Origin of the sequence: Pantoea phytobeneficialis, from assembly GCF_009728735.1 — a bacterium.
GTDB classification, from domain to species: Bacteria; Pseudomonadota; Gammaproteobacteria; order Enterobacterales; family Enterobacteriaceae; genus Pantoea; species Pantoea phytobeneficialis.
The window spans coordinates 574,624-601,613 of record NZ_CP024637.1; the positions used below are offsets into that span (position 1 = coordinate 574,624).

General features: G+C 53.9%; 27 protein-coding genes. 13 read left to right on the forward strand and 14 right to left on the reverse strand.

Annotated features, from left to right (window positions below; genetic code table 11):
• Positions 1-272 precede the first annotated feature (272 nt).
• Genes CTZ24_RS22855 through CTZ24_RS22865 form a run of 3 tightly spaced genes read left to right on the forward strand, consistent with a single transcriptional unit; the run spans position 273 to position 5,381 of the window.
• Positions 273-1,361, forward strand: a complete 1,089-nt coding sequence (locus CTZ24_RS22855) for an efflux RND transporter periplasmic adaptor subunit (RefSeq protein ID WP_208725919.1) — start codon at positions 273-275, stop codon at positions 1,359-1,361.
• Positions 1,361-4,423, forward strand: coding sequence for an efflux RND transporter permease subunit (locus CTZ24_RS22860; RefSeq protein WP_208725920.1), 3,063 nt, complete (start codon positions 1,361-1,363; stop codon positions 4,421-4,423). The genes CTZ24_RS22855 and CTZ24_RS22860 overlap by 1 nt, the downstream gene beginning before the upstream one ends.
• A complete protein-coding gene (locus CTZ24_RS22865; RefSeq protein ID WP_208725921.1) occupies positions 4,416-5,381 on the forward strand; it encodes an acyltransferase family protein in 966 nt (321 codons plus the stop codon). The genes CTZ24_RS22860 and CTZ24_RS22865 overlap by 8 nt, the downstream gene beginning before the upstream one ends.
• Positions 5,382-5,421: 40 nt before the next feature.
• On the opposite strand, the gene CTZ24_RS22870 is transcribed toward CTZ24_RS22865, so the two are convergent.
• Complete coding sequence (locus CTZ24_RS22870; RefSeq protein WP_208725922.1) at positions 5,422-5,775, reverse strand: DUF1428 domain-containing protein; 354 nt, start codon at positions 5,773-5,775, stop codon at positions 5,422-5,424.
• A gap of 178 nt (positions 5,776-5,953) precedes the next feature.
• Between CTZ24_RS22870 and CTZ24_RS22875 the strand changes: the two genes are divergently transcribed.
• On the forward strand, positions 5,954-6,640 hold the full coding sequence (locus tag CTZ24_RS22875) for a RipA family octameric membrane protein (RefSeq protein WP_208725923.1): 687 nt from the start codon (positions 5,954-5,956) through the stop codon (positions 6,638-6,640).
• Positions 6,641-6,671: 31 nt separating this feature from the next.
• Here CTZ24_RS22875 and CTZ24_RS26770 read toward each other — a convergent pair whose 3' ends face one another.
• The gene (locus CTZ24_RS26770) at positions 6,672-6,929 is read right to left on the reverse strand and encodes a hypothetical protein (RefSeq protein ID WP_244634061.1); all 258 of its coding nucleotides are present in this window, start codon (positions 6,927-6,929) and stop codon (positions 6,672-6,674) included.
• Positions 6,930-7,067: 138 nt separating this feature from the next.
• Between CTZ24_RS26770 and CTZ24_RS22880 the strand changes: the two genes are divergently transcribed.
• Both CTZ24_RS22880 and CTZ24_RS22885 read left to right on the forward strand, forming a co-directional pair.
• On the forward strand, positions 7,068-7,400 hold the full coding sequence (locus CTZ24_RS22880) for a gamma-glutamylcyclotransferase family protein (protein WP_208725924.1): 333 nt from the start codon (positions 7,068-7,070) through the stop codon (positions 7,398-7,400).
• A gap of 276 nt (positions 7,401-7,676) precedes the next feature.
• The gene (locus CTZ24_RS22885; RefSeq protein ID WP_208725925.1) at positions 7,677-7,976 is read left to right on the forward strand and encodes a hypothetical protein; all 300 of its coding nucleotides are present in this window, start codon (positions 7,677-7,679) and stop codon (positions 7,974-7,976) included.
• 250 nt (positions 7,977-8,226) lie between these two features.
• Here CTZ24_RS22885 and CTZ24_RS22890 read toward each other — a convergent pair whose 3' ends face one another.
• A complete protein-coding gene (locus CTZ24_RS22890; protein ID WP_208725926.1) occupies positions 8,227-9,519 on the reverse strand; it encodes a hypothetical protein in 1,293 nt (430 codons plus the stop codon).
• Between the two features lie 337 nt (positions 9,520-9,856).
• On the opposite strand from CTZ24_RS22890, the gene CTZ24_RS22895 reads away from it, so the two are divergent.
• Both CTZ24_RS22895 and CTZ24_RS22900 read left to right on the forward strand, forming a co-directional pair.
• Positions 9,857-11,044, forward strand: coding sequence for a low temperature requirement protein A (locus CTZ24_RS22895; protein WP_208725927.1), 1,188 nt, complete (start codon positions 9,857-9,859; stop codon positions 11,042-11,044).
• A gap of 32 nt (positions 11,045-11,076) precedes the next feature.
• Positions 11,077-12,021 (forward strand): LysR family transcriptional regulator, encoded by a 945-nt coding sequence (locus CTZ24_RS22900; RefSeq protein WP_208726621.1) that lies wholly within the window; start codon positions 11,077-11,079, stop codon positions 12,019-12,021.
• Here the strand turns inward: CTZ24_RS22900 and mdcH are convergent.
• The 10 genes from mdcH to CTZ24_RS22950 all read right to left on the reverse strand — a co-directional run bounded on the left by mdcH (position 12,006) and on the right by CTZ24_RS22950 (position 21,054).
• The gene (mdcH, locus tag CTZ24_RS22905; protein ID WP_208725928.1) at positions 12,006-12,899 is read right to left on the reverse strand and encodes a malonate decarboxylase subunit epsilon; all 894 of its coding nucleotides are present in this window, start codon (positions 12,897-12,899) and stop codon (positions 12,006-12,008) included. The genes CTZ24_RS22900 and mdcH overlap by 16 nt on opposite strands.
• The gene (locus tag CTZ24_RS22910) at positions 12,896-13,501 is read right to left on the reverse strand and encodes a malonate decarboxylase holo-ACP synthase (protein WP_208726623.1); all 606 of its coding nucleotides are present in this window, start codon (positions 13,499-13,501) and stop codon (positions 12,896-12,898) included. Before CTZ24_RS22910 ends, mdcH begins: the two co-directional genes overlap by 4 nt.
• Positions 13,502-13,503: 2 nt before the next feature.
• On the reverse strand, positions 13,504-14,463 hold the full coding sequence (locus CTZ24_RS22915; protein WP_208725929.1) for an AEC family transporter: 960 nt from the start codon (positions 14,461-14,463) through the stop codon (positions 13,504-13,506).
• A gap of 130 nt (positions 14,464-14,593) precedes the next feature.
• Positions 14,594-15,382: a biotin-independent malonate decarboxylase subunit gamma gene (mdcE, locus tag CTZ24_RS22920; protein WP_208725930.1), complete on the reverse strand. Its 789-nt coding sequence runs from the start codon at positions 15,380-15,382 to the stop codon at positions 14,594-14,596.
• Positions 15,379-16,215 (reverse strand): biotin-independent malonate decarboxylase subunit beta, encoded by an 837-nt coding sequence (locus tag CTZ24_RS22925; RefSeq protein ID WP_208725931.1) that lies wholly within the window; start codon positions 16,213-16,215, stop codon positions 15,379-15,381. Before CTZ24_RS22925 ends, mdcE begins: the two co-directional genes overlap by 4 nt.
• Positions 16,208-16,507 carry a malonate decarboxylase acyl carrier protein gene (gene mdcC, locus CTZ24_RS22930; protein ID WP_208725932.1) on the reverse strand — a complete coding sequence of 100 codons (300 nt, stop codon included), beginning with the start codon at positions 16,505-16,507 and terminating at the stop codon, positions 16,208-16,210. Before mdcC ends, CTZ24_RS22925 begins: the two co-directional genes overlap by 8 nt.
• Positions 16,508-16,516: 9 nt before the next feature.
• Entirely contained in the window at positions 16,517-17,383 is an 867-nt protein-coding gene (locus CTZ24_RS22935) for a triphosphoribosyl-dephospho-CoA synthase (RefSeq protein WP_208725933.1), read from the reverse strand.
• Entirely contained in the window at positions 17,383-19,038 is a 1,656-nt protein-coding gene (mdcA, locus tag CTZ24_RS22940; RefSeq protein WP_208725934.1) for a malonate decarboxylase subunit alpha, read from the reverse strand. Before mdcA ends, CTZ24_RS22935 begins: the two co-directional genes overlap by 1 nt.
• A 235-nt stretch (positions 19,039-19,273) precedes the next feature.
• Entirely contained in the window at positions 19,274-19,750 is a 477-nt protein-coding gene (locus CTZ24_RS22945; protein ID WP_208725935.1) for a nucleoside deaminase, read from the reverse strand.
• Positions 19,747-21,054: a nucleobase:cation symporter-2 family protein gene (locus tag CTZ24_RS22950; protein ID WP_208725936.1), complete on the reverse strand. Its 1,308-nt coding sequence runs from the start codon at positions 21,052-21,054 to the stop codon at positions 19,747-19,749. The genes CTZ24_RS22945 and CTZ24_RS22950 overlap by 4 nt, the downstream gene beginning before the upstream one ends.
• Positions 21,055-21,176: 122 nt before the next feature.
• Here CTZ24_RS22950 and CTZ24_RS22955 point away from each other — a divergent pair, with 122 nt between their 5' ends.
• Positions 21,177-22,079 carry a LysR family transcriptional regulator gene (locus tag CTZ24_RS22955; protein ID WP_244634062.1) on the forward strand — a complete coding sequence of 301 codons (903 nt, stop codon included), beginning with the start codon at positions 21,177-21,179 and terminating at the stop codon, positions 22,077-22,079.
• A 533-nt stretch (positions 22,080-22,612) separates the two neighbouring features.
• The gene (locus CTZ24_RS22960) at positions 22,613-24,403 is read left to right on the forward strand and encodes a sensor domain-containing diguanylate cyclase (protein ID WP_208725938.1); all 1,791 of its coding nucleotides are present in this window, start codon (positions 22,613-22,615) and stop codon (positions 24,401-24,403) included.
• Between the two features lie 7 nt (positions 24,404-24,410).
• Here CTZ24_RS22960 and bdcA read toward each other — a convergent pair whose 3' ends face one another.
• A complete protein-coding gene (bdcA, locus tag CTZ24_RS22965; RefSeq protein WP_208725939.1) occupies positions 24,411-25,124 on the reverse strand; it encodes an SDR family oxidoreductase in 714 nt (237 codons plus the stop codon).
• Positions 25,125-25,317: 193 nt separating this feature from the next.
• Here bdcA and CTZ24_RS22970 point away from each other — a divergent pair, with 193 nt between their 5' ends.
• From CTZ24_RS22970 to msrA, 3 genes are all read left to right on the forward strand, one after another.
• Complete coding sequence (locus CTZ24_RS22970) at positions 25,318-25,563, forward strand: ParD-like family protein (protein ID WP_208725940.1); 246 nt, start codon at positions 25,318-25,320, stop codon at positions 25,561-25,563.
• Positions 25,560-26,345 carry a type I methionyl aminopeptidase gene (gene map, locus CTZ24_RS22975; protein ID WP_208725941.1) on the forward strand — a complete coding sequence of 262 codons (786 nt, stop codon included), beginning with the start codon at positions 25,560-25,562 and terminating at the stop codon, positions 26,343-26,345. The genes CTZ24_RS22970 and map overlap by 4 nt, the downstream gene beginning before the upstream one ends.
• A 65-nt stretch (positions 26,346-26,410) precedes the next feature.
• Positions 26,411-26,947 (forward strand): peptide-methionine (S)-S-oxide reductase MsrA, encoded by a 537-nt coding sequence (gene msrA / locus CTZ24_RS22980; RefSeq protein ID WP_208725942.1) that lies wholly within the window; start codon positions 26,411-26,413, stop codon positions 26,945-26,947.
• Positions 26,948-26,990 lie beyond the last annotated feature (43 nt).

The following is a 26,990-nucleotide window of genomic DNA, read 5'->3' on the forward strand; positions in this document are numbered from 1 at the left end:
ATCAGAATGGCAATGTTACTTTGTCTGCACCATCAGCTTCCGGCTGGATGCGTGCCCTTCCAGGATCATTAGATAAAAAAATAAAGGTAAACAGTAATGGAAATACAAACAGTTAAGTTGGTTTGTGGATTCGTTATCATGGCCGTTGTTGCCACCACGCTGGTCGGTTTGCTGACCTATGTTGTGGTATCGCATATTTCATGAAGATCGTTTGTTTAATCCTTGCGAGCTGTTTAATTCATGGCGTGGTATTTACGGGATGAGGGAAAATAATGATAAAATACAAGGCTCTACTTTTACTTGCCTGTACATTGCTAATTGCGGGGTGCGATGAAAAAAAAGAACCGCCGCCTCCCCAACCCCGCGTCGTTAAAGCGTTTACCATCACCTCAGGCAGCGCCAGCAATGTGCGCATCTTCCCGGCGCGTATCCAGGCGGGTGATAACACCGAACTGGCGTTTAAACGTGCAGGCCGTATTGAACAACTCGATTTACGTGACGGGATGGTGGTAAAAGCGAACCAGACCCTCGCCCGATTAAATGACACCGATGCACGTTTACGCGTGAAAGACCGGCAAAATAGTTTCCAACTGGCCGATCGGCAATATCAGCGTTTCCGTACCCTTTCCAATCGCAGCGCGGTGTCGCAAGCGGATATGGATGTACAGAAATCCAATCGCGATGCCGCAGCCACCGCGCTGAAAGTGGCTCAGGAAGAGTTGCAATTCCTCACCCTCAGCGCGCCGTTTGATGGCGTGATTGCCCGCGTCAATGTGCGTAATCATCAGGTGGTTGCCGCCGGACAACCCATCGCCTTGCTGACCCGCGCCGACGTGCTGGATGTGATTTTCACCGTACCGGAGAGTTTATTCACCGCCCTCGATATCCAGAACGCCAGTTATCAACCTGAAGTGCAATTCAATGCCCTACCCGACAGAACGTTCACTGCCAGCTACAAAGAACACAGCACGCAAACCGATGCCGCGACGCTCACCTGGCAGGTGGTGCTGACCATGCCCCGTCCGGCCGATTTACCGAATGTGGCCGGGCTAAGTGGCACCGTGCGTATTCAGTTGCACAACCTGCCGAACGCACCACAGCAATCGCAGGTGGTGGTACCCGCTGCGGCAGTATTCAATCCGGATCGTAGCCCAACCAATCAGCCACATGTCTGGCTGATTGTTGGTGAAGGCGACAATTTACACGTCAAAGATCAACAGGTTGAAGTGGGCAACATCAGTGCCGAAGGCATTGAAATTATCAGCGGCTTGAAAACAGGCGACCGCGTGGTGTCTGCCGGAACAGGCGAGCTGCGTGAGGGTGAAGCGATCCGTATCTGGACCCGTGAGCGGGGGTTATAATGCGGATTATTGACAACTTTATTAATAAACCTGTCCGTATCTGGATGGTGATTTTGCTGCTGGGCGTAGGCGGGATTTACGCCCTGCTAAACATTGGTCGTCTTGAAGACCCGTTGTTCACCATCAAGGCGGCGGTGATCGTCACGCAATATCCGGGGGCGTCGGCGCAGCAGGTGGAAGAAGAAGTCACGCTCCCGTTGGAAAATGCCTTGCAACGCTTGCCTTCACTCGACAACGTTAGCTCGATTTCCAGCAATGGCCTGTCGCAGATCACCGTCTCAATTCACACCAGTTATCTTGCCAACCAACTGCCACAAATCTGGGATGAACTTCGGCGACGGGTGGGTGACGCGGCGCGCCAGTTCCCACCTGGCGTCAATGAACCCTTCGTCAATGACGATTTTGGCGATGTCTATGGCTACTTCTTTGTTATTTATGGCAAAGACTTCAGCAACGACGAACTGCGTAATTATGCCGACCAGTTGCGGCGCGATCTGGTGTTGGTACCCGGGGTCGCGAAAGTTGCCGTCGCCGGGGTGCAACAGGAACAAATTCGCATCGCCCTCTCCAGCACCAAAATGAGCAGCTACGGCATCACGCCCGCGCGCGTAGCCGACTTACTCAGCCGCAGCAATGTGGTGTCTAACGCAGGGAGTATCCGTCTTGAGGGAGAATCGATCCGTTTCAACCCCACCGGGGAGTTTCAGTCTCTGGAGGATTTAGCCAACCTGCCGATATCCCGTCCTGGCACCACGCAAACGCTCCATCTGCATGACATTGCCACCCTGTCACACGATGTCACAGACACGCCGGACAACCTCTACCATGCCGACGGTCATGATGCGCTGGCGATTGGTGTCTCTTTCGCCCCCGGCGTTAACGTGATTAACGTGGGCGATGCGCTGACACAAAAGCTTCAGGATTATCAACAGGACAAACCCGCTGGCATCTCGCTGAAAGTGTTTTATAACCAGGCACATGAAGTGAAGCAGTCGGTGGATGGCTTTATCCTTAACTTTCTGATGGCGCTGGCGATTGTAGTCGGTACGCTGCTGATTTTTATGGGACTGCGCAGCGGTATTGTCATCGCTGCCTCGCTTACCTTTAACGTGTTGGGCACGCTGCTGGTGATGTACCTGTTTGGGCTGGAACTCCAGCGTATCTCGCTGGGGGCGCTGATTATCTCCCTCAGTATGCTGGTGGATAACGCCATTGTGGTGGTGGAAGGCATCAAGATCGACCAACAACGCGGTAAACCGTTACAACAGGCCACCACGCAGATGGTCAAGCGCACGGCACTGCCACTGTTGGGAGCCACGGTGATTGCCATCATTGCGTTTGCTCCGATCGGCCTGTCACAAGACTCAACCGGGGAGTACTGTAAATCGTTGTTCCAGGTGCTGCTGATTTCTCTGCTGCTCAGTTGGATCACGGCGCTGACGCTAACGCCGGTGTTTATTAAATGGAGTGAAGCGCGCCGTAAAGAATTGCAGTTACCACCACAGGATGATCAATCTCCCTATCAGGGTGTGGTGTTCCGCATTTATCGCAGCACGCTGGCGAGCTTAATTCGGCTACGCTGGCTGACCATCACCGTGATGGTGGCCTGCCTCGCTGCCTCTCTTTATGGTTTCACCTTTGTAAAACAAAACTTTTTTCCCTCCTCCAACACGCCGATTTTTTTCACCGATCTCTGGTTGCCCTATGGCACGGATATCAATTTTACCGCCGCGACGGCGGCTGAAATCGAGCGTTTTATTAATCAGGAGCCAGGCGTTGATGCCACCGTCACCACCATCGGTCAGGGTGCGATGCGCTTTACCCTGACCTATGACGCAACCCGGCAGTACAGCAATTACGCTCAGATTATGGTGCGGGTCAAAGATGGCCGCCAACTGGAGCGGATTGCCTTAGCCACCGAACATTACATTCAGCAGCAATATCCGCAGGTGAATGAGCGTATCAAACGCATTCAGTTCGGCAGCGCCAGTGACAGTGCCATTGCGCTGCGTGTCATCGGTCCCGATCCGGATGTGCTGCGTCGTATTGGCAGCCAGATTGATGGTATTTTCCAGGCAGATGGCACCACCTTCCCGGTGCGCAATGACTGGCAGGAGCGGAGCAAGGTGATCCGACCGCAATATTCAGCGTTACGCGGTCAGGAACTGGGTATCGACAAGCGCGACATTGACCAGGCGCTGCGGATGAATTTCAGTGGCGATGCGGTGGGGATTTTTCGGGATGGCTCACGGCTGATTCCGATCATGCTCTTCCCGGCGCCGGAGGAGCGGCAGAATATTGATCATATCGCCAACATCCAGCTCTGGAGCGCCTCGCTGCAACATTTTGTCCCGCTCAGTAACGTGATTTCTGATTTCCGCCTGGAGTGGGAAGACCCGCTGATTATGCGACGCGACCGGATGCGCGTATTGACGGTACAAACCGATCCCGACCCGGCGCAAGGATTAACCGCGGCCCAGGTGGTGGCGCGCGTCCAGCCGCAAATTGAACAACTCCAACTGCCTCCCGGCTATCGGCTGGAATGGGGCGGAGAACTGGAAAGTTCACGCGAAGCCCAAAGCGGCCTGTTAAGCTCGCTGCCAATCGGGTTTCTCGTGATGTTTATCATCACCATTCTGATGTTCAATTCTTTGCGAGATGCGGTGGCGATATGGATCACTGTGCCGCTGGCTTTGATTGGCGTCACCTGCGGCTTTTTACTCACCGGCATTCCGTTTGGTTTTATGGCGTTGATTGGTTTGCTGAGTTTGTCCGGCATGCTGATCCGCAACGGCATCGTGTTACTGGAGGAGACGCGTCAGTTCCGACAGCAAAAAGCGTTGCAGGCGGCGATTCTCGATGCCGCCACATCGCGTTTACGCCCCATTTTGCTGACCGCGTTCACCACCGTGCTGGGTCTGCTGCCGCTGTTGCGCGATGTGTTTTTCCAGAGCATGGCAGTCGTGATCATTTTCGGGCTGGGTTTTGCGACGGTGCTGACGTTGCTGGTGTTGCCGGTGCTGTATCGTTGTTTCCATGCCAGGGATGCTGCTGATGAATAATATCGGGTTGAATTTGTTGAAAACCCTGGCATGTATGACGGCGGTCTCCTTTTTCACGATGTATCAGAGCTACGACCGCTACAACTATAATTACAGCCTCGCGCTGAATATCCTGAGTTTTATCTCCACCATCGCCACGCCGCTCTACTTTTTGTTGAGCGGCTATCTCGATGCCGGACAGAAGCACAGTCCGAACTGGCAGTTGGAGAAGATCCGGCGCATTTTGCTGATCTTTCTCTTTTGGTTTAGTTTTTTCTGGTTTGCCGGGGTGCAAAATAAAGGCTATCTGATTCAACCGTGGTTTGTGATTTCCCTGATTTTGATTTATGTCTCGCAACCGGTGATTGACCGCCTGCTTCTTTTCCCTGGCAAAATGGCGTCGATTATTTTTGTGCTGCTGTTGGCCGCTTTCCTGTATGACATTTTGGCCGTGCTCTACCCGAATACACGCGCTTTCTCGCTGTTACCGCAATATCGTATCTGGACCTGGGTGTTGTATTACTTATCTGGTCGTCTGATGGCGTTGCCAGGCGTGGTACAACTGCTGCAATCGATACGGGTGGTACGGCTCAGTTTGTTATTACTGCCTGTGGTGTATCTGTTTACCTGGCTTTATGAACGTTATTATTTTATCGCGCGCTTTATCACTACCGGCAATGATTTCGTACTGACCGGCTCCCAGGTCTATTTCCTGGTGATTCTGATGGCGATTAGCGTCAACGGGATAACGGTGCCTGCGCACTGGAAAAAGGTGCCCGCGCTGTTCGCCACCCTCGGTAAAACTATGACCGGGGTTTATATTCTGCATTACCTGGTGTTCAACATCCTCGCCTGGTCGATTTCCATCCGTTCGCTGGCCGATAAGATCATGGTGATTTGCCTGACTGTGGTGGTATCAATGATGATTTCGTTGCTGTTGTTACAGATTCCCGGAGTGAAAAAACTGATTAGCTTGTGAGTGAGGTGGCTGGCGGCACGCCGCACAGCCATCAACCCGCTCATTCATCAAGAATGGGTGAGAAACCACCGTAAATCATGCGTTTGCCATCAAACGGCATAGTCTCGCCCATCTCTTTCATGCGCGGATCGGCCATCAGTTTTTCATTAGCGGCATCACGTACCTCTTTGGAAGGATATTCAATCCAGCTAAACACCACCGTTTCTTCCTCTTCAGCTTTGACCGCCATACGGAAGTCGGTGAGTTTGCCGTCTGGTACATCATCCGCCCAGCATTCAACAATACGGGTCGCGCCGAATTCCTTAAACAAAGGCGCGGCCTTAGCCGCCATTGCCAGATAGGCCTCTTTTTTATCCAGCGGGACCGGCACAACAAATCCATCAACATAAGGCATAGGAATTCCTCCGTCGTTAATGACGCGGCCAGTGGTGGCCGCGAAGATTAAGTGTACGAAAAATAGACCAGTGGTGTTTGCGTGACGGGCGGCAAAATGACAGGTTGACAGCATCCAGGCTTGTTACGCTGATTTACGATACACTCGCCTTCATCCTCGTTAGTCAATACGGAATTTTATGCGCATTATCATTGATCAGGCTGACCAGCCCTTTATCCAGAGCTTATTTGGCGAGAAAGTTGAGAGCATCGAAACAGAATCTCCCCAGGCGAAACAACTGCATCAGGCCCTTCAGGTTGCCCGCCAGCAGGTAAATACCGAGGCAGAACTGGACTGGAAACGCAGCGCCTTATTCCTCGCGCTGTTTGTGTTCCTCTATGCGGGACTGGGTGCGTCGCTGACCTTAGATCTCACCGCCAACAGCTCCAGCCATAAAAGCATTGCTTATGCGCTGGAAGCAGTGCCGGTATTGATCGCCTTTTCCGGGTTTTTCCTTTCTCTGCTGTTCCTGTTTTTTACCCGCAGTAGTGCACGCCGGGTACGTAACTGGGAACGCGGCATTCTGTTGCTGGAAAAGTACACCGCCTGCAACCTGAGCCATCAAATCAATATGATGGGCGCGCGCACCACGCATTATTCTCAGCCAACGATCACCATCTCACTGGCGTTATTTATCAGCGTGACCTGGGTGGTGATGTATAACTTTTTCACTTTTACCACCAGCGGCGTAATTGGTAGCGTGATCTCCTTGTTTATCAGCACTATGACTTATGTGATCCTCGATCTTCAGTTACTTAAGTCCGGCCAGCAGAGCGAAATTGATGAACCGTTGATCCCCGCTGATGACGAAAAAGAGAAAGATTAAATCTGGTGTAGCGGCGCGATAAATCGCGCCGCTACGATTCTGCCTCCGATAGCACTTCTACCAGTATCAGCGGGCACTTTCTTACCCGACATGCTTGTGAGTATGCCAGCGAGCACACTGAACACAGATCCCGTACGTCTGATTGGTATTCATATTCGGTGAAATAACGAAACTGGCCACGCTCCGGCTCGGTTCGCCAGAAACGTTGTGGCTCGAGAATTTCATCAAGTTGCCTGAAAGTCAGGGCCGACGGGTTATGAAACCCGACTCTTACACGATAAATAGTCATGATTTGATTATTCGTATCCAACCTGACATCAGCCAGACGTTATTAGTTTTCAATGCGATAGATCTCACTTATCACTCAGGATGACAGGCCGGATGTTCAGGGTTAAAGTGCTTCTTTTGTCTGATTTTACGAGGGAAAATGAAACGTTTATTTGTCTACGGCACGCTGTGTCCGGGTCGTTCCAACGCGCATATTTTAGAAAATATCGGCGGAGAATGGCTGGCCGGGCATGTGACAGGGACTTTTTATGAACGCGGCTGGGGAGCAGCAGCGGATTTTCCCGGCATTGTGCTGGATAAAAACGGCCCTCGCGTAGACGGTTATCTGTTTTTATCCAACAACCTGGAACCTCACTGGCCGATGCTGGATGAGTTTGAAGAGGGTTATGACCGGGTCGAGGTGAATGTGACCACCATCGAAGGTCAACGGATCACGGCATGGATCTACCAATTGCAACCACGCACTGCCTGATGAACATCCGCGGTCACGGCGATAATGTCCGTGGCCGCCGGCCAGCCATGCCGATCAAAACAACCAAAACCGTCGTAGTCTGATTTAAAAGGAAATCTTACCTCATGAAATTCCCATGAGGGAAACAGGGTATAATATTGAAATTAATTTCACCCTGTTTTTCAACCCTCCCACTTATATTAACATCGATAAAAACAGCAACTGCTAATGAGATTGCACAGGGACAGTATCCAACATATATACGCCAGGATGGCTTAAAGAAGCTGGAATCGAACGTTGATCTCACTGCTAATCTATTATTATAAAAAACCCGATTCTATTTCTGCTAACGGAAGCGTTGATGAGAAAGGCATTATTACCATCGGCGCACTCACATTCTATAATGAATGGGTAGTAAAAAATATCAATAAAGCCGATGAGTTATATGATTTCAATCAAAATACATTAAGCACCTCCCCTCTCCGTTGTATCTCGAAAGAGAAACATGTAGAAGTGATAGAAATTGACAAGATGGTTTTAGTGTCACTGGGTGCAAAAGTTGGTGATAAAACCGTAGAGATTTCCGTTCCCTCATGAGGCCCTGATGGAAAGCAAAAAATAGTGGAAGGTGGATTACTGGTCCGAATTTGGCTGGGAAATACCGACAAAGGTGAGCCAGTGTATGAATACTATGGCCTCAGCCTGCTGGATCGAGAAGATTATATTCCTGAGTTTATCGTTCCTCCTGATTTTTCGGTAGATCGCTAATCTTCGCACGGTTCATACACCTATTTAGCCGCAGGCGGCAAAGCCTGCGGCTCATCCTCTGACTGCGAGCCACTGCGTGTTACCGATCCTCCATGCCGCACTGCCCGACAATGCGCTCCCCAATGTAGTTGCAGGTTTCATGCAACCGCCCCGTCACGCAGGTATAACTCGTCTCGCCATCCGATCCCGGTGAGATCCGCACTTTTCCACCCCCCGATTTGCAGCAACTTTTAAACTTCGATGCGGTAGCAAAAGTACATTGACGCCCGGAACTTTGACCTCCGGCAGCACTGGTTAACGCCGTCTGTATTGACTGCATCTGCTCAGGATCATCAGAGGTCGCAATCGCCACGTTATTAAGTTGCACACCCGTGGCCTGCATCACATCCTGACCGCTTGATGCGGCGACAGCAATGCCGGTCGCCGCGCCGACCAGTGAAGACACCAATTGCTGATTTTTAGCCTCATTCTCGGCTTCAATCCGTTGGTTATCGATTTGCGCTTGCGCATTGCTGGCGTCCAGCGCGGCCATATATTGTGACTGTGCAACATATCTGCCTGCGATATCCGCTGAGGTCTTACCTAATCCGGTGAAACCTTTTTCGTTCATCACGTCAGCAATCAGCTTATAACGATTGGCCTGAGTATCGTTATAATCACTTTGTCCACCGAAAGGATAAGCCGCCTCCGCTTTACGTTGCGAGGCTTGCAGCAGCGTATATTGTTGTTGTAACTGCTGGTATGATTTTGCGTAGTCTTTGTTATTCGCCATAAAATCCAGCAACGGACGATAATCGTTCGCTTTGGCATCTGGCATGGTATTTAACGATACCGCATAATCATTGATGGTTTTCGCGCTGGTATCACCGTTCTTCATCATTGCCTGATAGGCGGGAATATCCAGTGTCGCCATATCATTCACAAACAGGAAATTACCTCGCGAGTCAATAATATTGACATACTCTTTGTAGACATCAACCGGGCGGCTATTTTTCTTCGCCTTACCATCGTACAGTTTAAAAAGATTGCCGTAGGTCGAGACGGCCAGGTTCGATCCCCCGATTGATTTATCGAAAGGAGGAATAGCCGAGAGCAGTTGATTAAATTGTTTGATTCCTTTCTCATAATCACCGCTTCTGCTGGCGTTTTCTATGATGATACTTTCCAGTTCAAACGTTGTGACTCCCTGAACGTCTTTGTATTCCTGTATATTACAACTGGCAAGAAAATGACTGTAGGCAGCATCGAACTCACTGGCATTACTCCTTAACGAGGGAGAATGTAATGCTTTCTCCATATCGGAACATTTGGAGTATTGACCTGCTGAGCAACCAGAAAGTATGAAAGTGATGAGTAGAAAAAATATTTTCATATTGACACCTTATTAATTTTATTGGCGTCCTTTTTTCATCGCGAGCAAAGGCGTTTTAATTACCCACGTCACGCGACCGCTGAGTTCCTTTAAGAGGTAGTTTCATCCCGAAACCAAAAGCTAATCTACGGCAACAGCTATAGTGTGTGAAGTGAAGATTAACAAGGGTAAAATTAGCGAGATAATCATTAGTAGATTATTGTTTTTTAAGCTGCGTTAGTTCCAGTTATCGCCTGAATACCAACTTTTATCTGCATGGTTGGTTTTATTCTTTTAGCCGGGAGCTGGCTATTTTCGCGGGCCATCCCATCGACTCTTCGTTAAATGAGGTTGATTAATGACTGATAAAATTGGCCTGAATGCGCTATTGCGCCAGCGCGATGGGCACCATGCCCGCGTCACCTGGGAAGAACTGTTTTTCGATCTGGTTTACGTTTTTGCCGTAACGCAACTCAGCCATACCCTGCTGCATGACCTTAGCGCCAGTGGGATGTTGCAAACGCTTATTCTGTGGTTTGCGGTCTGGCTTGGTTGGCAGTACACCTGCTGGGTAACCAACTGGTTCAGTCCCGATACGCCACAGATCCGGGCGTTGCTTTTTGGCGTGATGGCGGCCGCGCTGGTGATGGCCGCCGCGCTACCAGAAGCATTCGGTGAGCGGGTGTGGTTCTTCGTTATCGCTTACATCATCATTCAGGTGGGCCGTACCGCATGGATTGTCTGTATCCTTGGCCCGCAGCATGCCCTGACAGCGAATTACCGCCGGATGCGGGTATGGCTGGTGATCTCAGCGCTGATCTGGTGTGCCGGAGCACTGAGCAGCGGCGGTTTACGCACCGCCCTCTGGGCCTTAGCGGTGCTGTGTGAATATCTCTCGCCAATGACCGGTTTTGCCTTTCCCGGGATGGGACGATCCGCCACACGCGACTGGACTATTGAAGGCGCTCATCTCACCGAGCGTTGCCAGCTGTTCGTCATCGTCGCGTTAGGGGAAACCCTGCTGGCCACCGGTGGCAGCCTGGCGGAGAGCGAGGCATGGACCTTCCCGGTGCTATCAGCCATGTGCGCTACTTTTCTTTCAGCGCTGGCGGTGTGGTGGCTTTACTTTGGCACCTCCGGCGAGCAGGCAACGCAAGCCATCACCCATTCTCCTGATCCCGGTCGCATGGGCGCACGTTTTCACTATATTCACGTCATTTTGGTGGGTGGCATTATCGTGATGGCGGTAGGGAATGACCTCATCCAGGAAGGCCCGGAACATCATGTAACGCTGCTGCATGGCGCGGTGATTAGCGCCGGGTCGGTCATCTTCCTGGTGGGTAGCGCCATCTACAAACGCGTGGTGTACGGCGCCATCCCCATTACCCATATTCTTGGCGCACTGGCGCTGTGTCTGGCCGTGGCGCTGATGCCGGTCCTGACGCTGGAACAGGCCGGTTGGCTGACCACCCTTATCATGCTGATCACCGCCCTGGCGGAATCACGGGTGCATCAGCGCCGCATGATTAAAATGAAAGGTGTATGATAACCATCATCTTCATTTTTAAGTCTTTATCCATGAAACTCAATGTCGACAATGATCTGACGGTACGCAAACTTTTCATTTTCTGCACTTACATGGAAAGCGAAAATCTGGCGCGTACCGCAGAAACCCTCGGTATCAGCACCGTCAGCGTGCACCGCGCGCTGCATACGCTGGAAGAGAGTCTGCGTTGCCCGTTGTTTACCCATAAGGGACGCAATCTGGTGGCGCTGCCCGCCGCATGGACACTGCTGGAGTACAGCCGTGAAGCGTTACAAACCCTGAGTCAGGGGCTGGATGAGACGCGCCGCACCGCAGGTATCGGGCTGGGGCATCTGCGCATCGGCACTTTGTATTCGCTGTCGCTGGAAACCGTGCCGCGTCTGATTATGAATATGAAGTTGCGCCGACCGGAGCTGGAGTTAAACCTGACGATGGGTTCGAATCAGGTACTGACGGGGATGCTGCAAAATAATCAACTGGACGCCATCATCATCTCGGTGACGGAAACGGAAATCAATCAGAAGGTGTTTGAGCAGGTCGGATTGTTTCAGGACGACATCTATCTGGCGGTGCCTGGCGCTGAACCCCGCGATGCCACAGAAGATGTCGATCTACGTGAGTACAGTGACAAACCTTTCGTCTCGCTCGATGAAGGATTCGCTACCTTCACTGGCTTTCAGGAAGCGTGCCATGTCGCGGGGTTTGAACCCAATATCGTCACCCGCGTCAATGACATCTTTTCGATGCTCAGTCTGGTGCAGGCCGGTATGGGATATTCACTGGTACCGGGCCGCATGCGTAAACAATACGAACACGATTTGCAGTTCCGCAAGCTGGCCGAACCGTATCAGATGCGTCAGCAGATCGCCATCGTCTTCGCCCGCAATCGCGAACATGACCCCAATCTGCTGGCGTTAGTTGCGGAGGGCCGGATGTACGCGCTGAGTTTACAGGATAAGGCTCAGCCCCGGGCGTAGAGATGTTGCACCAGTTCCACGCTGCTGCGTTCCAGCGCCAGACACTCGCCCTGCGGCTGTGTACTGCGCGTTAGTCCGGTCAGCACCCCACCTGGCGGCATCTCAAGCACCAGCCGCACCTCACGTTCTTCTGCGGCCACCATCGCCTCATGCCAGCGTACCTGGCGCGCCATATTCATCGCCAGATCATCAGCAATGCGCTCCGGTTGCCACAACACCCTGGCGCTGTTACCGCTGAGGTAAGCACAGCGTGGCGGTGTTAGCCGTACCTGCTGCATATGTTCCGCCAGTTTACGCGCCGATTCATTCAGTAACGCGCAGTGGGATGGCACGCTGATCGCCAGCCGACGTACGCAGTTTGCGCCTTGCGCCCGCGCCGCATCACCGACCGCTTTCATCGCCGCCTCACTGCCCGCGATCACGATCTGCGACTCTGAGTTGATGTTAGCGATAAAGCTGTACCGGTTATCCACCAGCGGCTCCACCTGTTGCAGCGGCAAGCCGTTGATGGCGGTAAGGCCATAACCGTGCGGATAGGCGCCTTCCATCAGATCACCGCGCCGCGCCACCAACCGTAACGCATCGGCGAAGTCCAGCGCACCGGCAATCACCGCCGCCGGATACGCGCCAATCGACAAGCCACAGACCATATCCGGTTGTACACCCTGCGCCATCAAGCCACGCGCCGCAGAAACCCCGGCAATCAGGAGCGCCAGTTGTACCGCACGAGTATGCTGTAACGCCTCATGGCTATCCAGCCGCGACAGTTCATCACCTAATACCTGTTGCGCCTGTTGCCAGGTGTCATCACGCGGCAGGTCACTGAGCATCCCCGGTCGCTGAGCGCCCTGGCCGGGAAATGTAAACAAGGTTTTCATGGCGTCTCCTCTGCCCAGGGGTTGTCCGTTAAACGCGGTCCGGTTGCGGTTTTTAGCAGCACGCGCCCACTGCGCAGCCACTCATTTAAGGCAAAACCGCCCTGCGGTGTCTCGATTTGGCTGTCGGCGCGACAGGGTAGCGTCGACAATACCTGTTGCCAGTGGGCCACATCAGCGGGTCGCAACGGGTTGGGCGCGCGGATCAGCAAATCCAGGTCGCTGTCCTGATGCAGCACCGGCAGGCCGGTAGCCAGCGCAAATCCGGTGCTGCCGGTCACGCCCCACTCCCACGGCCAGTGATGCTGACGCAGCACCACCAACGCCTGCACCGTTGGATGGTGGTTTAACTGCCTCGGCACCACCAGCATTTCCGGTGACACTACCCGAACCACTTCAGTCGGGGCCACCCATCCTGCCGCCCGTTGATGGCGTGCCTGACCACGCACGCCAACCGGAATCAATCCCTGTTTCATCACATCACGTCGCACCACCACCGGTTGCTGACAATGCCACAGCTCAGCTACCCAGGGGTCTGTCACCCCGAGCAGCGCCGTATCATGGCGCAGCCAGAGCAAGTCATGGGGACGTGCGGTGATGTTCATCATCAGATTCCTGCGGTTAAGGAGATAAACAGCGGCAGCGAGAGGATCGACAGCAGTGAACTTAACAGCAACACCGCTTCCGCATCCGGCGACTGCACGCCAAAACGGTTACCGAATACCACACCAAAGAAACCGGCGGAGAGCGCGATCATCAGAATCGCGGTGATCGCCACGGTGCCATGTAAACCAAACACCAGTACGATACCCCAGGCCAGCGCCGGTTGAATCAATAACTTGGTCACGGTGGAGCTGATCACCATGCTGTTGATTTTCAGTTTGCGCGCCGAGAGGATCACCCCGGTCAGGAACAACGCCGCCGCGGTGGCCGCCAGTCCGAGCGGTTTAATCGAGGCCAGCAACAGATCCGGCATCTTCACGCCAAACGCCGACAGTACCACCCCAAGCAACGGTCCCCAGACGATAGGTTTTTTCACCGAACGCCACATCAGCACCGGCAACATTGCCAGGGTGGAGCGTTGCGTTTCACCCGCAGCGCGCGCTTTTTCCCGTTCGAGGATCAGCAGGCAAAACGGCGTCATCAGCACCGAACCACAGGCGATGGACACCGCCACCGAGAGTGATGTCGCAGAACCTTCACCCACCACGCTGCCGAGAATTGGCAGCCCCAGCGCGGCATAGTTCGGCAGTGCCACCGTCAACGTGAGTACCGCAGCGTCCTGTGGCGACTTTTTGAATACGCCAGTGGCGATGAAATACAGCGCTGCATAGGCAATCCACATTGCCAGAGTCAACACGGCAATCAGTGGCATCTGCGCCACGATACCGCTCCACGGCGTTTGCACCGTGGCGCTGAACAACGCGGCGGGTAAAGCAAAATCCATAACAAAAATATTCAGTAGCGAGACGTTCTTGTTATCGACCATCCCGGCTTTGCCAGCCCAGAAACCCAGCAACATAATGACAAAAATGGGTGCGAGGGCATGAAGAATCACGTAAGTCATAAATCACCTGTTATTAGAAGAGTGAATACTGACGCGATGGTGTTTATTTAACAGACGCTACAGTTAGCCGGGTGTACCAACACACCCGGCCCTGTCGCTATCCGGCAGGTTTATTGTTTTTTATGTTTAACTACCAACTGGCGCGCATACGCGCGCGGACATCAGCCGAAGCCTGTCGATTGACAGCGACTTCACCGGAACCACGACGTGGATCCTTGCGGGCATCCTCGATCGCCGCCGCTAAGGTATCGCGAACGCGTTGTACATCAGACGCGCCAGGCGCATCGGGGTCGGCGATATTCAGCAGCGAGGACAGCAAACCCAGAGTGGCGTAATTGCTGATGTCATAAGCCATCGGCGGTACGGTGGCCGCCAGTTTTTCCAGCGCTTCCACGGTGCGCAGCGTAATACGTGCGGCGGATTCTTTACCCATGGCATGAACCAGTACGCCCGCGTCATTGAAGGCGATCAGGCGATTGGCCTGATAACCGTGCGCCAGAAACGCCCCGGACATCGCCTTACCGACAATCAAGCCGATCACCGGGTGACCTGCCAGACGTGCCTGGGCATACGCCCCTGCCGCACCCGCCAATGCCTGGTGGATACCAAACGCCTCTTCACGACGACCATAGGCCTGGCTCGGCACATCAATCACCGCCACAATCGGACGTTTGATGGCGCTGTTGGCATCGGCCGCGAGGGTTTCCTGTACCACTTTCGCCAGCGTCCATCCTTCCAGTAACCCCACCTCACCTTTGGCAGCGCGCGGATAGCGGTTATGTGCATCCGGGACGACCGCAATGTAACGGACACCGTCGGCGTCAGCGGCCAGCACCGATGGACACAACCCCTGAATCCGCTCTGCACCGCCGGTCAGTTGGTTAAACCAGCGTTCACCACGGCTGTTATTTGTGCTCATTTTTTCACCTCCGGGGCAAAGACCTGATGAATCACAGCCGTACTGGCCTGCTGTTGGGTGTCGAAACGCGTCAGGCGATCAAGGTAAAAGGCGTAGTTTTCGCTACGATGCTGCGCCGGAACGCCCTGAGCGATGGCGGCATCGACGGCGGTTTGCACCGCATTCACACCATCGCCAACCAGCGCATCAACCAACCCGCTTTGATAACGGATTTCGCCGCCAGTCATGCTCCAGATAAAGGGACGATCGCGGGAGTCGTACTCTGCTATCCCGGCTTCCTGTTCAATGACCTGTGGACCATTCAGGCCCAGACGCGCTTCACGGGTGACAATCAGATAGCTACATAACGCCGCCGCAATCGACATCCCGCCAAAGCACCCGACCGTACCGGCAACAATGCCGATGACCGGGGTATAACGGCGCAGATCCACAATCGCCGCGTGAATATCGGCAATCGCCGCCAGACCGAGGTTGGCTTCCTGTAGCCGCACCCCACCGGTTTCCAGACAAAGAATGGCCTGCGTCGGGATACCGTTACGGTTGTCCTCCGCCGCCAGCTCCAGCGCGGCGGCCATTTTGGCCCCGGACACTTCACCCATACTGCCGCCCTGGAAGGTGCCTTCGATTGCCACCACCACCGTCGGTTTGCCGTGGCGGCTGCCTTTCATCACCACCATGCCGTCATCGGCCTGCGGCACGATGCCCTGCTGTGGCAACCAGGGCGACATCACACCGGCGAACGGGTCGAGCAATTCGCGTGCGCTACCTGCATCCAGTAGCGCCAGCGCCCGTTGCCGCGCCCGTAACTCAATAAAGCTGCTGTCGTTACGCATGAGCGACCTCCTCAAACACCTGTTCAATGCGGATACGCGCCACACCCGGTGTCGCACCGAAGTCATGAATAACCAGTTGGCCCGCAGGCAAGTCGGTGAGCTGCGCCAGGCGATTGAACAATGCTTCCCAACGCGCGTGACTGTTATTGACTGACGTGGTGATAGCAATGTTCAGAACGTGGCTATCATCCGCCGTGAACAGCACCTCCATATCCCCCGATCCCACCACGCCCGCCAGCGCCTTGCCGCTGAGCGTACGGCCGGACGGGTATGACAACGTTATGTGTTCCATAGCTACCTCTTAATCATTAAATGTTGCTGCCTGAGCGCCGGTGATGCGGTCAAGAAACAGCGTGGCGGCCAGTAAATCGGCGGCCCCACCCGGCGAGGCATTGAACCTCAACATCGCGTTATCCAATTTTTCCAGCGCCTTGCGCCCTGCCGCCCCGGCATAGCCCCCGGCCGTCAGTACCTGGCGCGCACCCTCCTGCATGGCACGCAGCGCCGGTAAACCTGCCCGGTGCAGTACGCAGGTGTCGGTTAGCGAGGTCAGGATGGCCATCAGCGCATCAATGCGTGCTGCCGTTTCATCGGCTCCGGCACGGCGACTGGCATGGAGTTGCGGCAGCGCCAGCCGGGTAATATGGGGAAAACCTTGCTGCGCCTCTTCACGCGCACCCGGTACACGAAAACGATGTACCACCCGTAACCCTTTGCTGAAGGTTTTCGGGGCCGCGCGATCCGGCAAACGGGCAAGCTGGGCGGCAACCTCACAGACGCGGTGGCTGTCGCCAGTCCCCGCCAGCATCGCGCCAGCGCTGACCAGCAAGCCAAGCGCCCAGATAGCACCACGATGGGTGTTAACCCCGGCAGTGGCGGCCATCATTTGCCTCTCACCTTCACGTCCCAGTTGTCCGATGGTTTCCCGCAGCGCAATATCCGCCGGTCGTTGCCAGCTTTGTTGTGCCAGTGCATAGAAGGTAGGCGTCAGGCTACGCGCAGAGCGCTCCATCAGCGCCAGCGTGAGGTCGTGATGCGCCCCACTGCCACGGCGATCCACCAGCCCAGGTTTGGGCGTGAGGTTCACTTCTTCGATCAGACACGCGGTCGCCATCTGCGCCAGTTGATGCAGATGATGTTCAACCGGTGTGGGTGAGAGTCGTTTCATTACCAGCTCCGGAATTTAGCGGGCGGGTTGTAGAGGCCGTCTGACCACTCGACCAGGTCAGCGACGCTACCGGCAGCCAGCAGTGAACGGGTGGCATCTGAACGACGAATGCCGATATCTTCCGGGAACACCACTTTGCCGCTGCGACGTAATTCAGCCACGCGTTTAGCATCCACACCCAGACCGATATCGGTGATACCCGCCACCGCAGCCACCATCGCCCGACGTTCTTCCAGGCTGGTCGCCCGATAGAGGTAGGCAATACCTTCTTCGGTCAGAACGTGGGTCACGTCGTCGCCGTAGATCATCACCGGGGCCAACGGCATACCGGCGCTTTTCGCCACCTCAACGGCATCGAGGGTTTCCACAAAGGTCGGTTTGACGCCCGCCTGGAAGGTTTCCACCATCTGTACCACCAGCTTGCGCCCACGTTGCAACGGATCTGGCTCGTTGATCATTGCCAGCCAGGCGGGTGTGGCATGACGGCGTCCGTGGGGGTCGTGGCCCATATTTGGCGCGCCACCAAAGCCCGCCAGACGACCACGGGTGACGGTGGAGGAGTTACCGAGGCCGTCAACCTGCAAGGTCGAACCGATGAACATGTCCACCGCGTATTGACCGGCAAGTTGACACATCGCGCGGTTTGAACGCATTGAACCGTCGGCACCGGTAAAGAAAATATCGGGACGCGCGCGGATGTACTCTTCCATCCCCAGTTCACCACCGAAGCAGTGCACACTCTCCACCCAGCCACTTTCGATGGCCGGGATCAGGGTCGGATGCGGGTTAAGGGTCCAGTGCTTGCAGATTTTGCCTTTCAGGCCGAGTTGCTCACCGTAAGTCGGCAGCAGCAATTCAATCGCCGCGGTGTTAAAACCGATACCGTGGTTAAGTGATTGCACCTGATGTTCGGCGTAGATGCCTTTGATGGCGAGCATCGCCATCAGGATATGTTCCTGTTTAATCAGGCGCGGGTCGCGGGTAAACAGCGGTTCAATAAAGAACGGTTTATCCGCCACCACCACAAAATCAATCCAGGAGCCGGGAATATCGACACGCGGCAGATCGCACTCGTCATCCACCAGTTCATTGACCTGGGCGATCACGATGCCATCATGGAAGGCAGCCGCTTCCACCAGCGCCGGGGTGTCTTCGGTACTCGGCCCGGTGTACAGGTTGCCTTTTCGGTCGGCTTTGTAACCGGCGATCAGCGCCACGTTCGGTGCCAGATCGACATACAGGCGCGAATACAACTCGATATAGGTATGAATAGCACCGATTTCGAGGATGTTATCCTCCAGCAGCTGCGAAATACGCAGGCTCTGCGTACCGGCGAAGGAGAAATCGAGTTTACGGGCGATGCCTTTTTCGAAGATATCGAGGTGCTCGCTGCGCCCGACGCTCGGCATGATCATATGCAGATTATTAACTTTGGCGGGATTGACCTGCGCCAACATGCGCGAGAGAAAATCGGCTTGTTTCTGGTTGTTGCCTTCCAGCACCACCCGGTCACCCGAGGAGATCAACCGTTCAAGCATCTCTGCCATTTGATCGCTCGGTAGCACTTTCCCTGCCACCTTCACTTCTGCCAGTCTCCGCTGTTTTTCGATGCGCCGCGTATTCCAGACGCGCGGCGAATGCTGTCCTGATGACATGACTAACCTCCTGAATTCGCGAATCTCAATGATTGCTTCAACTGGATTCAGTCTGGCGTCAGGGCGCGGTTCCATCAATCAAGCAGCGGAGCAGATCGTTAGCCTGAGAGTAATGATTGGATATTCAGAAGTTTGATGGGGATCAACGACGTTGGCGTAGCGGCGCGATTTATCGCGCGTTTTTCCCCATCGTAAAGGTCAAAAGAGCGCGATAAATCGCGCCGCTACGGTTTACTTAACGTTTCTGCCAGAACGACTGTTGCAGCGCAAAGGTTTCCTCATCCAACGCAGCCACCGGGCCGATTAAACGGATAGGTTTCTGCCCATGCGCAAAAACCGCTGCTGCCGACAGACTCATGGTTGGGTTTTCCTCATGGCTGCCGGTGCATGCCAGTAAGCGCGTTTCACTCATGCCAAATACCACCCGACCGATATTGGCCCAGTAAATGGTTCCGGCGCACATGCAGCAGGGTTCAACGGCGGTATAAAGCGTACATTGCCACAAATATTCCGCCGGGAAGTTGCTGGCGGCGATGCGCGCCAGGGTCGATTCCGCATGGTTCACCGTGTCGATATTGCATTGCGTCAGCAAAACGGTTTGATTGTCCGGTGCCACCAGCACTGCGCCAAACGGATGTTTGCCTAATGCGATAGCGCGTCTGCCGACCTCATTTGATAAACGCAGAAAGTGGATATCCTGGTCATTAATCATGTGCGTGCTCCATAACCATTCAGGATGGCGTTCAATACCACGGCGGTGAAACCGCCCAGGAAGATGCCGCTGTCAAAAATCAGTTTTAAGGAGGGCGGCAGGACATGGAAAATTGCCGGAAAGGCCATCGGAACAATCCCCACGGCAACCGAGACAGAGATGATCAGGATGTTCTTTTCATTATTGAAATCGGTATTTTTCAGCTCCTGAATACCCGCGCTGATGGTCATACCAAACATCAGAATACCGACGCCACCCAACACCGGGCTGGGAATGGCGGCAATGATCGCGCCTAATTTCGGGAACACGCCTAAGCCCACCAGAATCGCCCCCGCAGCAATCAGCACCAGTCGACTGGTCACTTTCGTCAACATTATCAAACCGGCATTCTGCGAAAATGCATTGTACGGAAAGCTGTTCAGGCAGCCGCCGAGCATGGTGGAGAGTCCATCGGCCCGAATGGCATCCGCCAGGCGGCGGGAGGTGGTGGGCTGGCCGATCAGTTTGTCGATCAACAACACGTTGCCGGTGGTTTCGGTCATCACAATCAGCATCGAGAGACACATCACCACAATGGGTGCGATATGAAACTCCGGCATGCCAAAGGCAAATGGCAGGCTAAAACCCACCCAACCGGCAGTGGTGACCGCAGAGAAATCTGTCATTCCTGCCAGGTATGCCAGTGCCGAACCACAAAACAAGCCGAAAAGAATACTGAAGTTACGCAACACGCCACGGGTCGCGCAGTAGAAAATCAGCGTGATGATTAAGGTTCCGGCCCCCAACAGCAGTTTATCTACGCTGGCAAAATCAGGCGCATCCGGGTTGCCACCACCCAGCCAGATAGCGGCAGCGGGCATCAGCGAGATACCGATTAACGTAATCACACAGCCAATCACCACCGGCGGAAAAAAGCGCACCAGTTGGCTGAAAATCGGGGCCACCAGCAGGGTAAATAACCCGCAGGCAATCGCCGCACCAAATACTGAGGTCAGACCAAACTCATGCCCGACCATTAACATCGGCCCCAGCACCACGAAAGAGCAGCCCTGAATCAACGGCAAACGCGCCCCAAAACGCCCTATTCCCCACGACTGTAAAAGAGTGGCTAATCCCGAGGTCAGTAAACAGGCATTGATCAGCACGATAGTTTCACTGGCTGAGAGTTTCAGCGCTGATGCCAGAATCAGCGGAACCGTTACGGTGCCGGCATACATCACCAACACATGCTGGAATCCCAGCGACAGAATACGTCGGACGGTGAGCGGATTTTCCGCCTGCCCGCTGTTTAACACGCTTTCCATACAGCCCCCTGAAAATGAACCATTGAATGATTGACCGCCCAACTATATGTAATTAAAAATGGCAACCAATAATTAGCTGCTTTCAATAAAACTGAAAGGTGGGGTGTCAGGTGAAGTATTCATTGGATCAACTTATGACCTTTGAGCAGGTTGCCCGCTCAGGATCATTTTCTGCTGCCGCACGGTTGATGAAGCGTTCACAATCCTCGGTGAATATGGCGATGAGCAACCTTGAGGACGAATTTAACCTCAACCTGTTTGTGCGCACCCCACGCCAAATCAGCCTTACCCCGCAAGGCCAGACTCTGCGGGAATATGTCAAAACCATTCTGGAGCAATGCAACGCGCTGGAGCAGCGGGTCAGTGCCTTCAATATCCAAACCGAGGCACACGTTAGCCTGGCGATTGAAGTCCCCTACACCACCGTCGCCGCCGTACTATACGAATTTGCTATGCATTTCCCGGAAGTGGATATCCATGTGCGTGAACCCTTTCAGGGTGACGTGGAGGCAATGGTAAGAAGAAATGAAGTGGATGTCGGTATCTCCATGTCTCGCCCGGTTGACAGCGATGCCATTGAGTTCGCGCAGTTAGGCAAACTGATCATGGTGCATGTGGTCAGCTCACAACACCCGTTAGCACAACGTCTGCCGGTGTCATTTGCCGATCTCCATCGCTGGCGACATATCACCTTCGGTGAGCAGCAGAAAACCATCTCCACCACGGAATATCTCGGCAGCCCGATGACCTGGCGGGTGGAGAGCTACAACGCGATGATTGATGCCGCGCTTGCCGGGCTGGGCTGGGCTTCCCTGCCCCGCATTTTTGTGCAGCGAGAGCTGGAACAAGGTGTGCTGACGGAATTGCGCCAGCAGGAATACCCGCATACCGATTGGGTTGTCGGCGTGGACCTGCTATGGTCGCGCAAGAAACAGCCAGGCCGTGCATTAAGCTGGCTGATTGACCGGCTGATTAAAAATAAAATTTTTGAACGAGATGCGGCGGGAAATAGCACGACACTTTGAAAAAAAGGGCTCGCCATTTTTTATTATTTTGCTCCCGAGATGTTATTCACGGTGATTATCATCATGAATGTAAATCCATAAACATATATTTGCTGCCATCTGATTAATTAATTGTACTTTTTTATATCTGGAAAACTTCTTCCTGGCAGAATAATTCCCTGGGATTAAAAATCTAATCATCACGGTCAATTTAATTCGCCGATCATTTTCTGTACACCGCCACGCTCGTTGCTATTATAGCAACGCAAAGCACACACACAGCAACGTGCTGCGTACGAGAATTTTCCTGAATTAAATGTGCAGCATTTTAACCCGCTCCGTGCGGGTTTTTCTTTTCAATGACTCTCCATTCCCGTCTTGCAGACGTAAAGAATGCGTTAAGACAAATAAGAATGACAAAATCTGGCGACAAGCCTATGATAATCAACTTAAAAAAACGACCTGTCATTGTCGGAATAAACGGCTTACCAGGTTTACATAATTCGTTTTCATTTTAATTTTCGCATCTGAATCAGGGTCAGGGCGGAGGAATAATGTACATAAACGACAGTAGCGAAGATGGCTGCCAGCGTCTCGCGTTGCAGGTACTGCGGGACCCGGATGAAAGCCGGGATGATGTACTAAGAAAATTTACCAGCCTGGTCAGTAAAACCTTGGGTATCCCAAGTAGTTTTATCTCGGTAATGGACGATGACCACCAATATATAAAAGTCGCACACAACTTTTTGGTGGGGAAAACCGCCAGGGTTGATTCGATGTGCCAGTATGTGGTTGACGGTGAGGGTGCCATGATCGTCCATGACACCTGGCAGGATCCCCGTTTCGCAAACAATCCCTTTGTCGTGGGTGAACCTTTTGTTCGTTTCTATGCCGGGGTGCCGCTAACAAACCGGGAAGGTATGGTACTTGGCAGTCTGTGCGTGGTTGACCGCCAATCCCATCCATTCAGCCCGGACCAGGTGAATACCCTTAAGTTACTGGCTGAACTGGTGATGTCATTTCTTGAAGCATGGCATGCGGTGGGTTACACCGACCCGGTAACGGGTCTGCCTAACCGCCAACGCCTGATACGCGATCTTCAATCTCTCGCATCTTCCGGTGATAACACGCCGCGACGCCTGGTGTTGATCGATTGTATTGATATGCCCAGAGCCTATGAGCTGGCACGTTCTCTGGGGATGGCCCCGGTTGAGGGGCTGCTTAAAGATGTGGCTACGCTGCTGCCCTTACGCCTGCGCCCCGGTAATGATGCGTTGCTGTATACCATCGCGACGGGACGTTTTGCGGTATTAACCAAACAAGACGGTCGTTTAAGCGCCGCCTGGGTTGCCACAAGGCTTGAGGGTATCAGTGCCGATATGGGAGAAGGTTTGTCGGTCGATCTGACCACCCACACCGGAGAGACGGACTTTATCCCCTCGCGACTTTCCGCACATGAGATTCTGCGACGATCTGTCAGTGCCCTACATGAAGCCATCTGTCGTGGTGTCCCCGCCATGAGCTTCAGCCTGGCGTCCGATGAACGCCGGACAGAAGATTTCACCCTGGTCAATGATCTGGCTTCAGCGCTCAAACATGACCGCGAGCTTTACCTGGTTTATCAGCCGAAAATTTGCCTGCAAAGCGGTGAACCGCTCGGTCTTGAAGCGCTGATCCGCTGGGCGCATCCCATCAGGGGAGAATTGGCACCCGCAGAATTCATTCCCCTCGCGGAGCCGACCACGTTAATAGAAGAACTGACGGTATGGGTAGTCACCCATGCGATAGATCGTCTGAAACGCCTCAAGCATAGTGCGATTCAGCTCCCGATTACCGTGAACGTTAGCGTCCGTGACTTCAGCAAAAAGGGCTTTGCCGACTGGCTCGAAAAGCTGATGATTGACGCCCGCTTGCCAACCTCGTTGCTCGGTATTGAATGTCTGGAAACCGAACGAATTATTGAAAGCCCGGCTGCCATTGATGGCCTGGAGATGCTGAAACTTCGGGGATTTGGCATCTCACTGGACGACTTCGGCACCGGTTATAGCAACATCAGCTATCTGCGCCGCATGCCGCTGGATGTCATCAAGCTGGATCGCTCAATCATTAATGGCCTGTCCACCGACACCGCTTCACGTATCATCACCAAAAGCATCATCTCCATGCTGAAGGAATTGGATTATATGGTGCTGGCTGAAGGAGTGGAGAATATGGAAACCCTTGAGGCATTGAAGGAATTTGGCTGTGACCAGGCGCAGGGTTATTTCTACTCCCACCCTTTGCGGGAGGAGGAGTTGGATAACTGGCTGGCCTGGAAACTGCGTAATGTTACTTGTCAGCGTTAGCTGATTATCAGGCACCAAACGCACCGTCAATGGTGTGCATGGCCCCGGTCACAAAACTGGCTTCCGGTCCGGCCAGCCATGCCACCATTCCGGCCACCTCTTCCGGCCGACCATGACGCTTAATCGCCATAAAGCCGTGCATCAATTCTTTCAATGGCCCCTCAGCCGGATTCGCATCCGTATCGACGGGACCGGGCTGGACCACATTGATGGTAATCCCGCGCGGGCCAAAGTCACGCGCCAGGCCGCGCGCCATCCCCTGAAGGGCGGATTTACTCAACGCGTATGAGGCCATGCCGGGCACGGGCATGCGGTCACCATTAACAGAACCCATGATGATAATGCGCCCCCCGTCCGGCATCTGACGTGCCGCCTCGACAGAGGCAAAATAGGGCGCATTGATATTGATTCGAAACAGGCGCTCAACCTCGTCGGGGTCCTGTTCTAACGCATCACCGAAGGCGATGATCCCCGCGTTAACCACCAAAATATCCAGTGGCCCGCTGTCTCTGACCCGGCCAATCACCGCATCGCGATCCGCGCTGTCGGTCTGAAAAGCCTGACTGCCCGTCTCTTCCGCCAGCAGTCTGGCGGCTTCTGCCGATCCGGCATAGGTGAAGCTGACCCGAGCGCCTTCTGCGGCAAAGCGCCGCACAATCGCTGCACCTATGCCCCGGCTGCCGCCAAGTACCAACACTGATTTACCGTCAAAATAAGACATCCTCGACTCCTGCGTGATTTGAGGTAGCCGCGAATGGCTACGATGCAGTCAGTTTAGTCGACGTTCACGACAGGTTACCGCACAAATGCGCCCGCTCCCCCAGGCCAGGACCGGCTAAAAGTTTACCTTCCAAAATCAACGCACCCGGCGTAATCTATATATAAACCATATACGTTTCATATAGGCTAAGGTGATGGGAATCGTAAAAATCTCCGATCTGATGCATGAGAACCTGCGCGTGGCGAGCACGGCGTTAAGTCGCTCAATTAACGCGCAGGCGGAACACTGGATGAAAATCGGCATGCTGGCCGAGCTTTACCCGCAGCTTAGTCATCAGGAGTTAACACGCCTGTTGATGCGCGTGGAAATTGATGGCGGCTCCGATCTGGCGCAGCTGCTGAACACCTCTTTACCCACTACGCAGGGAATTGCGCAATGAACAACATCAAAATGCACTCCGCGCAGGACATCGAACTGGCGCGTGCAGCAGGCCACGACGCTGCCAAAGTGCTGGCGATGATCACGCCTTACGTGAAACCGGGAGTGACCACCGACGAATTGGATCGCATCTGTCACGATTTCATCGTCAATGAACTAAAGGTCATTCCCGCCAATATCGGCTATCACGGCTATACCCGCACCGTCTGCACCTCAATCAACCATGTGGTGTGCCACGGCATTCCCGGCGAGAAAAAACTCAAAGACGGCGATATCGTCAATATCGATGTGGCAATTATTAAAGACGGCTGGTACGGCGATACCAGCCGGATGTATTTCGTCGGCACGCCATCGGTACGAGCCAAACGTCTGGTGGAGATCACTTATCAGTCGATGGTGGCCGGGATTCGCGTAGTTAAACCGGGTGCCACCCTGGGGGATATTGGTGCCGCGATTCAGCAGGTGGCGGAAAAAGCCGGTTTCTCGGTGGTGCGTGAATATTGCGGTCATGGTGTGGGTGAAATCTATCATGGTGAACCGCAAATTCTGCATTACGGTACGCCGGGCACCGGTCTGGCGCTGGAAGCTGGCATGATTTTCACCATTGAACCGATGATCAATGCCGGTAAAGCGGGCACCAGCGTGTTGTCCGATGGCTGGACGGTGGTGACCAAGGATCGTTCTCTGTCGGCCCAGTGGGAACACACCGTAGCGGTGACGGAAACCGGGTTTGATCTGCTGACGCCGTGGCCGGATGGTACGGGCGAATACGAAGCGATTTGATCGTAGCGGCGCGATTTATCGCGCCGCTACGGGTAAACCATATATATCAGGATCAGGGTGTAAGTGTGAAACAAGAAAGCGCAATTTTTGCCGGTGGCTGCTTCTGGTGTACCGAAGCGATTTTCCAATCCATTGATGGCGTGATTTCGGTAGAAAGTGGCTATATCGGCGGCCATGTCGTCGCGCCCACTTATGACCAGGTGTACAGCGATACCACCGGTCATGCCGAAGCGGTCCGCATCGTTTTCGATGCTGATACCGTCAGCTACGACGACCTGCTGGATATTCACTTCGCCACTCACGATGCCACTCAGCCCAATATCAAAGATGGCGTCGAACGTTCCCGTTACCGTTCCGCGCTGTTCCCGACCTCGGCAGCACAACGCCTCGCCGCTGAGCAGGGCATCACGCGTGCGGCAGAGGAGTTAGGCCTGCCGCTGGTGACGCAGCTGGAACCGCTAAGCGAATGGTATCCGGCAGAAGATTACCATCAAAATTTCTGGGAGAAAGAGGGCCAGGAAAACGCCTTTTGTATGATGAATATCCCGGCCAAACTGCAAAAGCTGCGGAAGAAATTTCCGAAGCAAGCGAAAGAGACTTAATATGCATAATCTGGGTGATAAATTATCACCCAGACTTATCTTA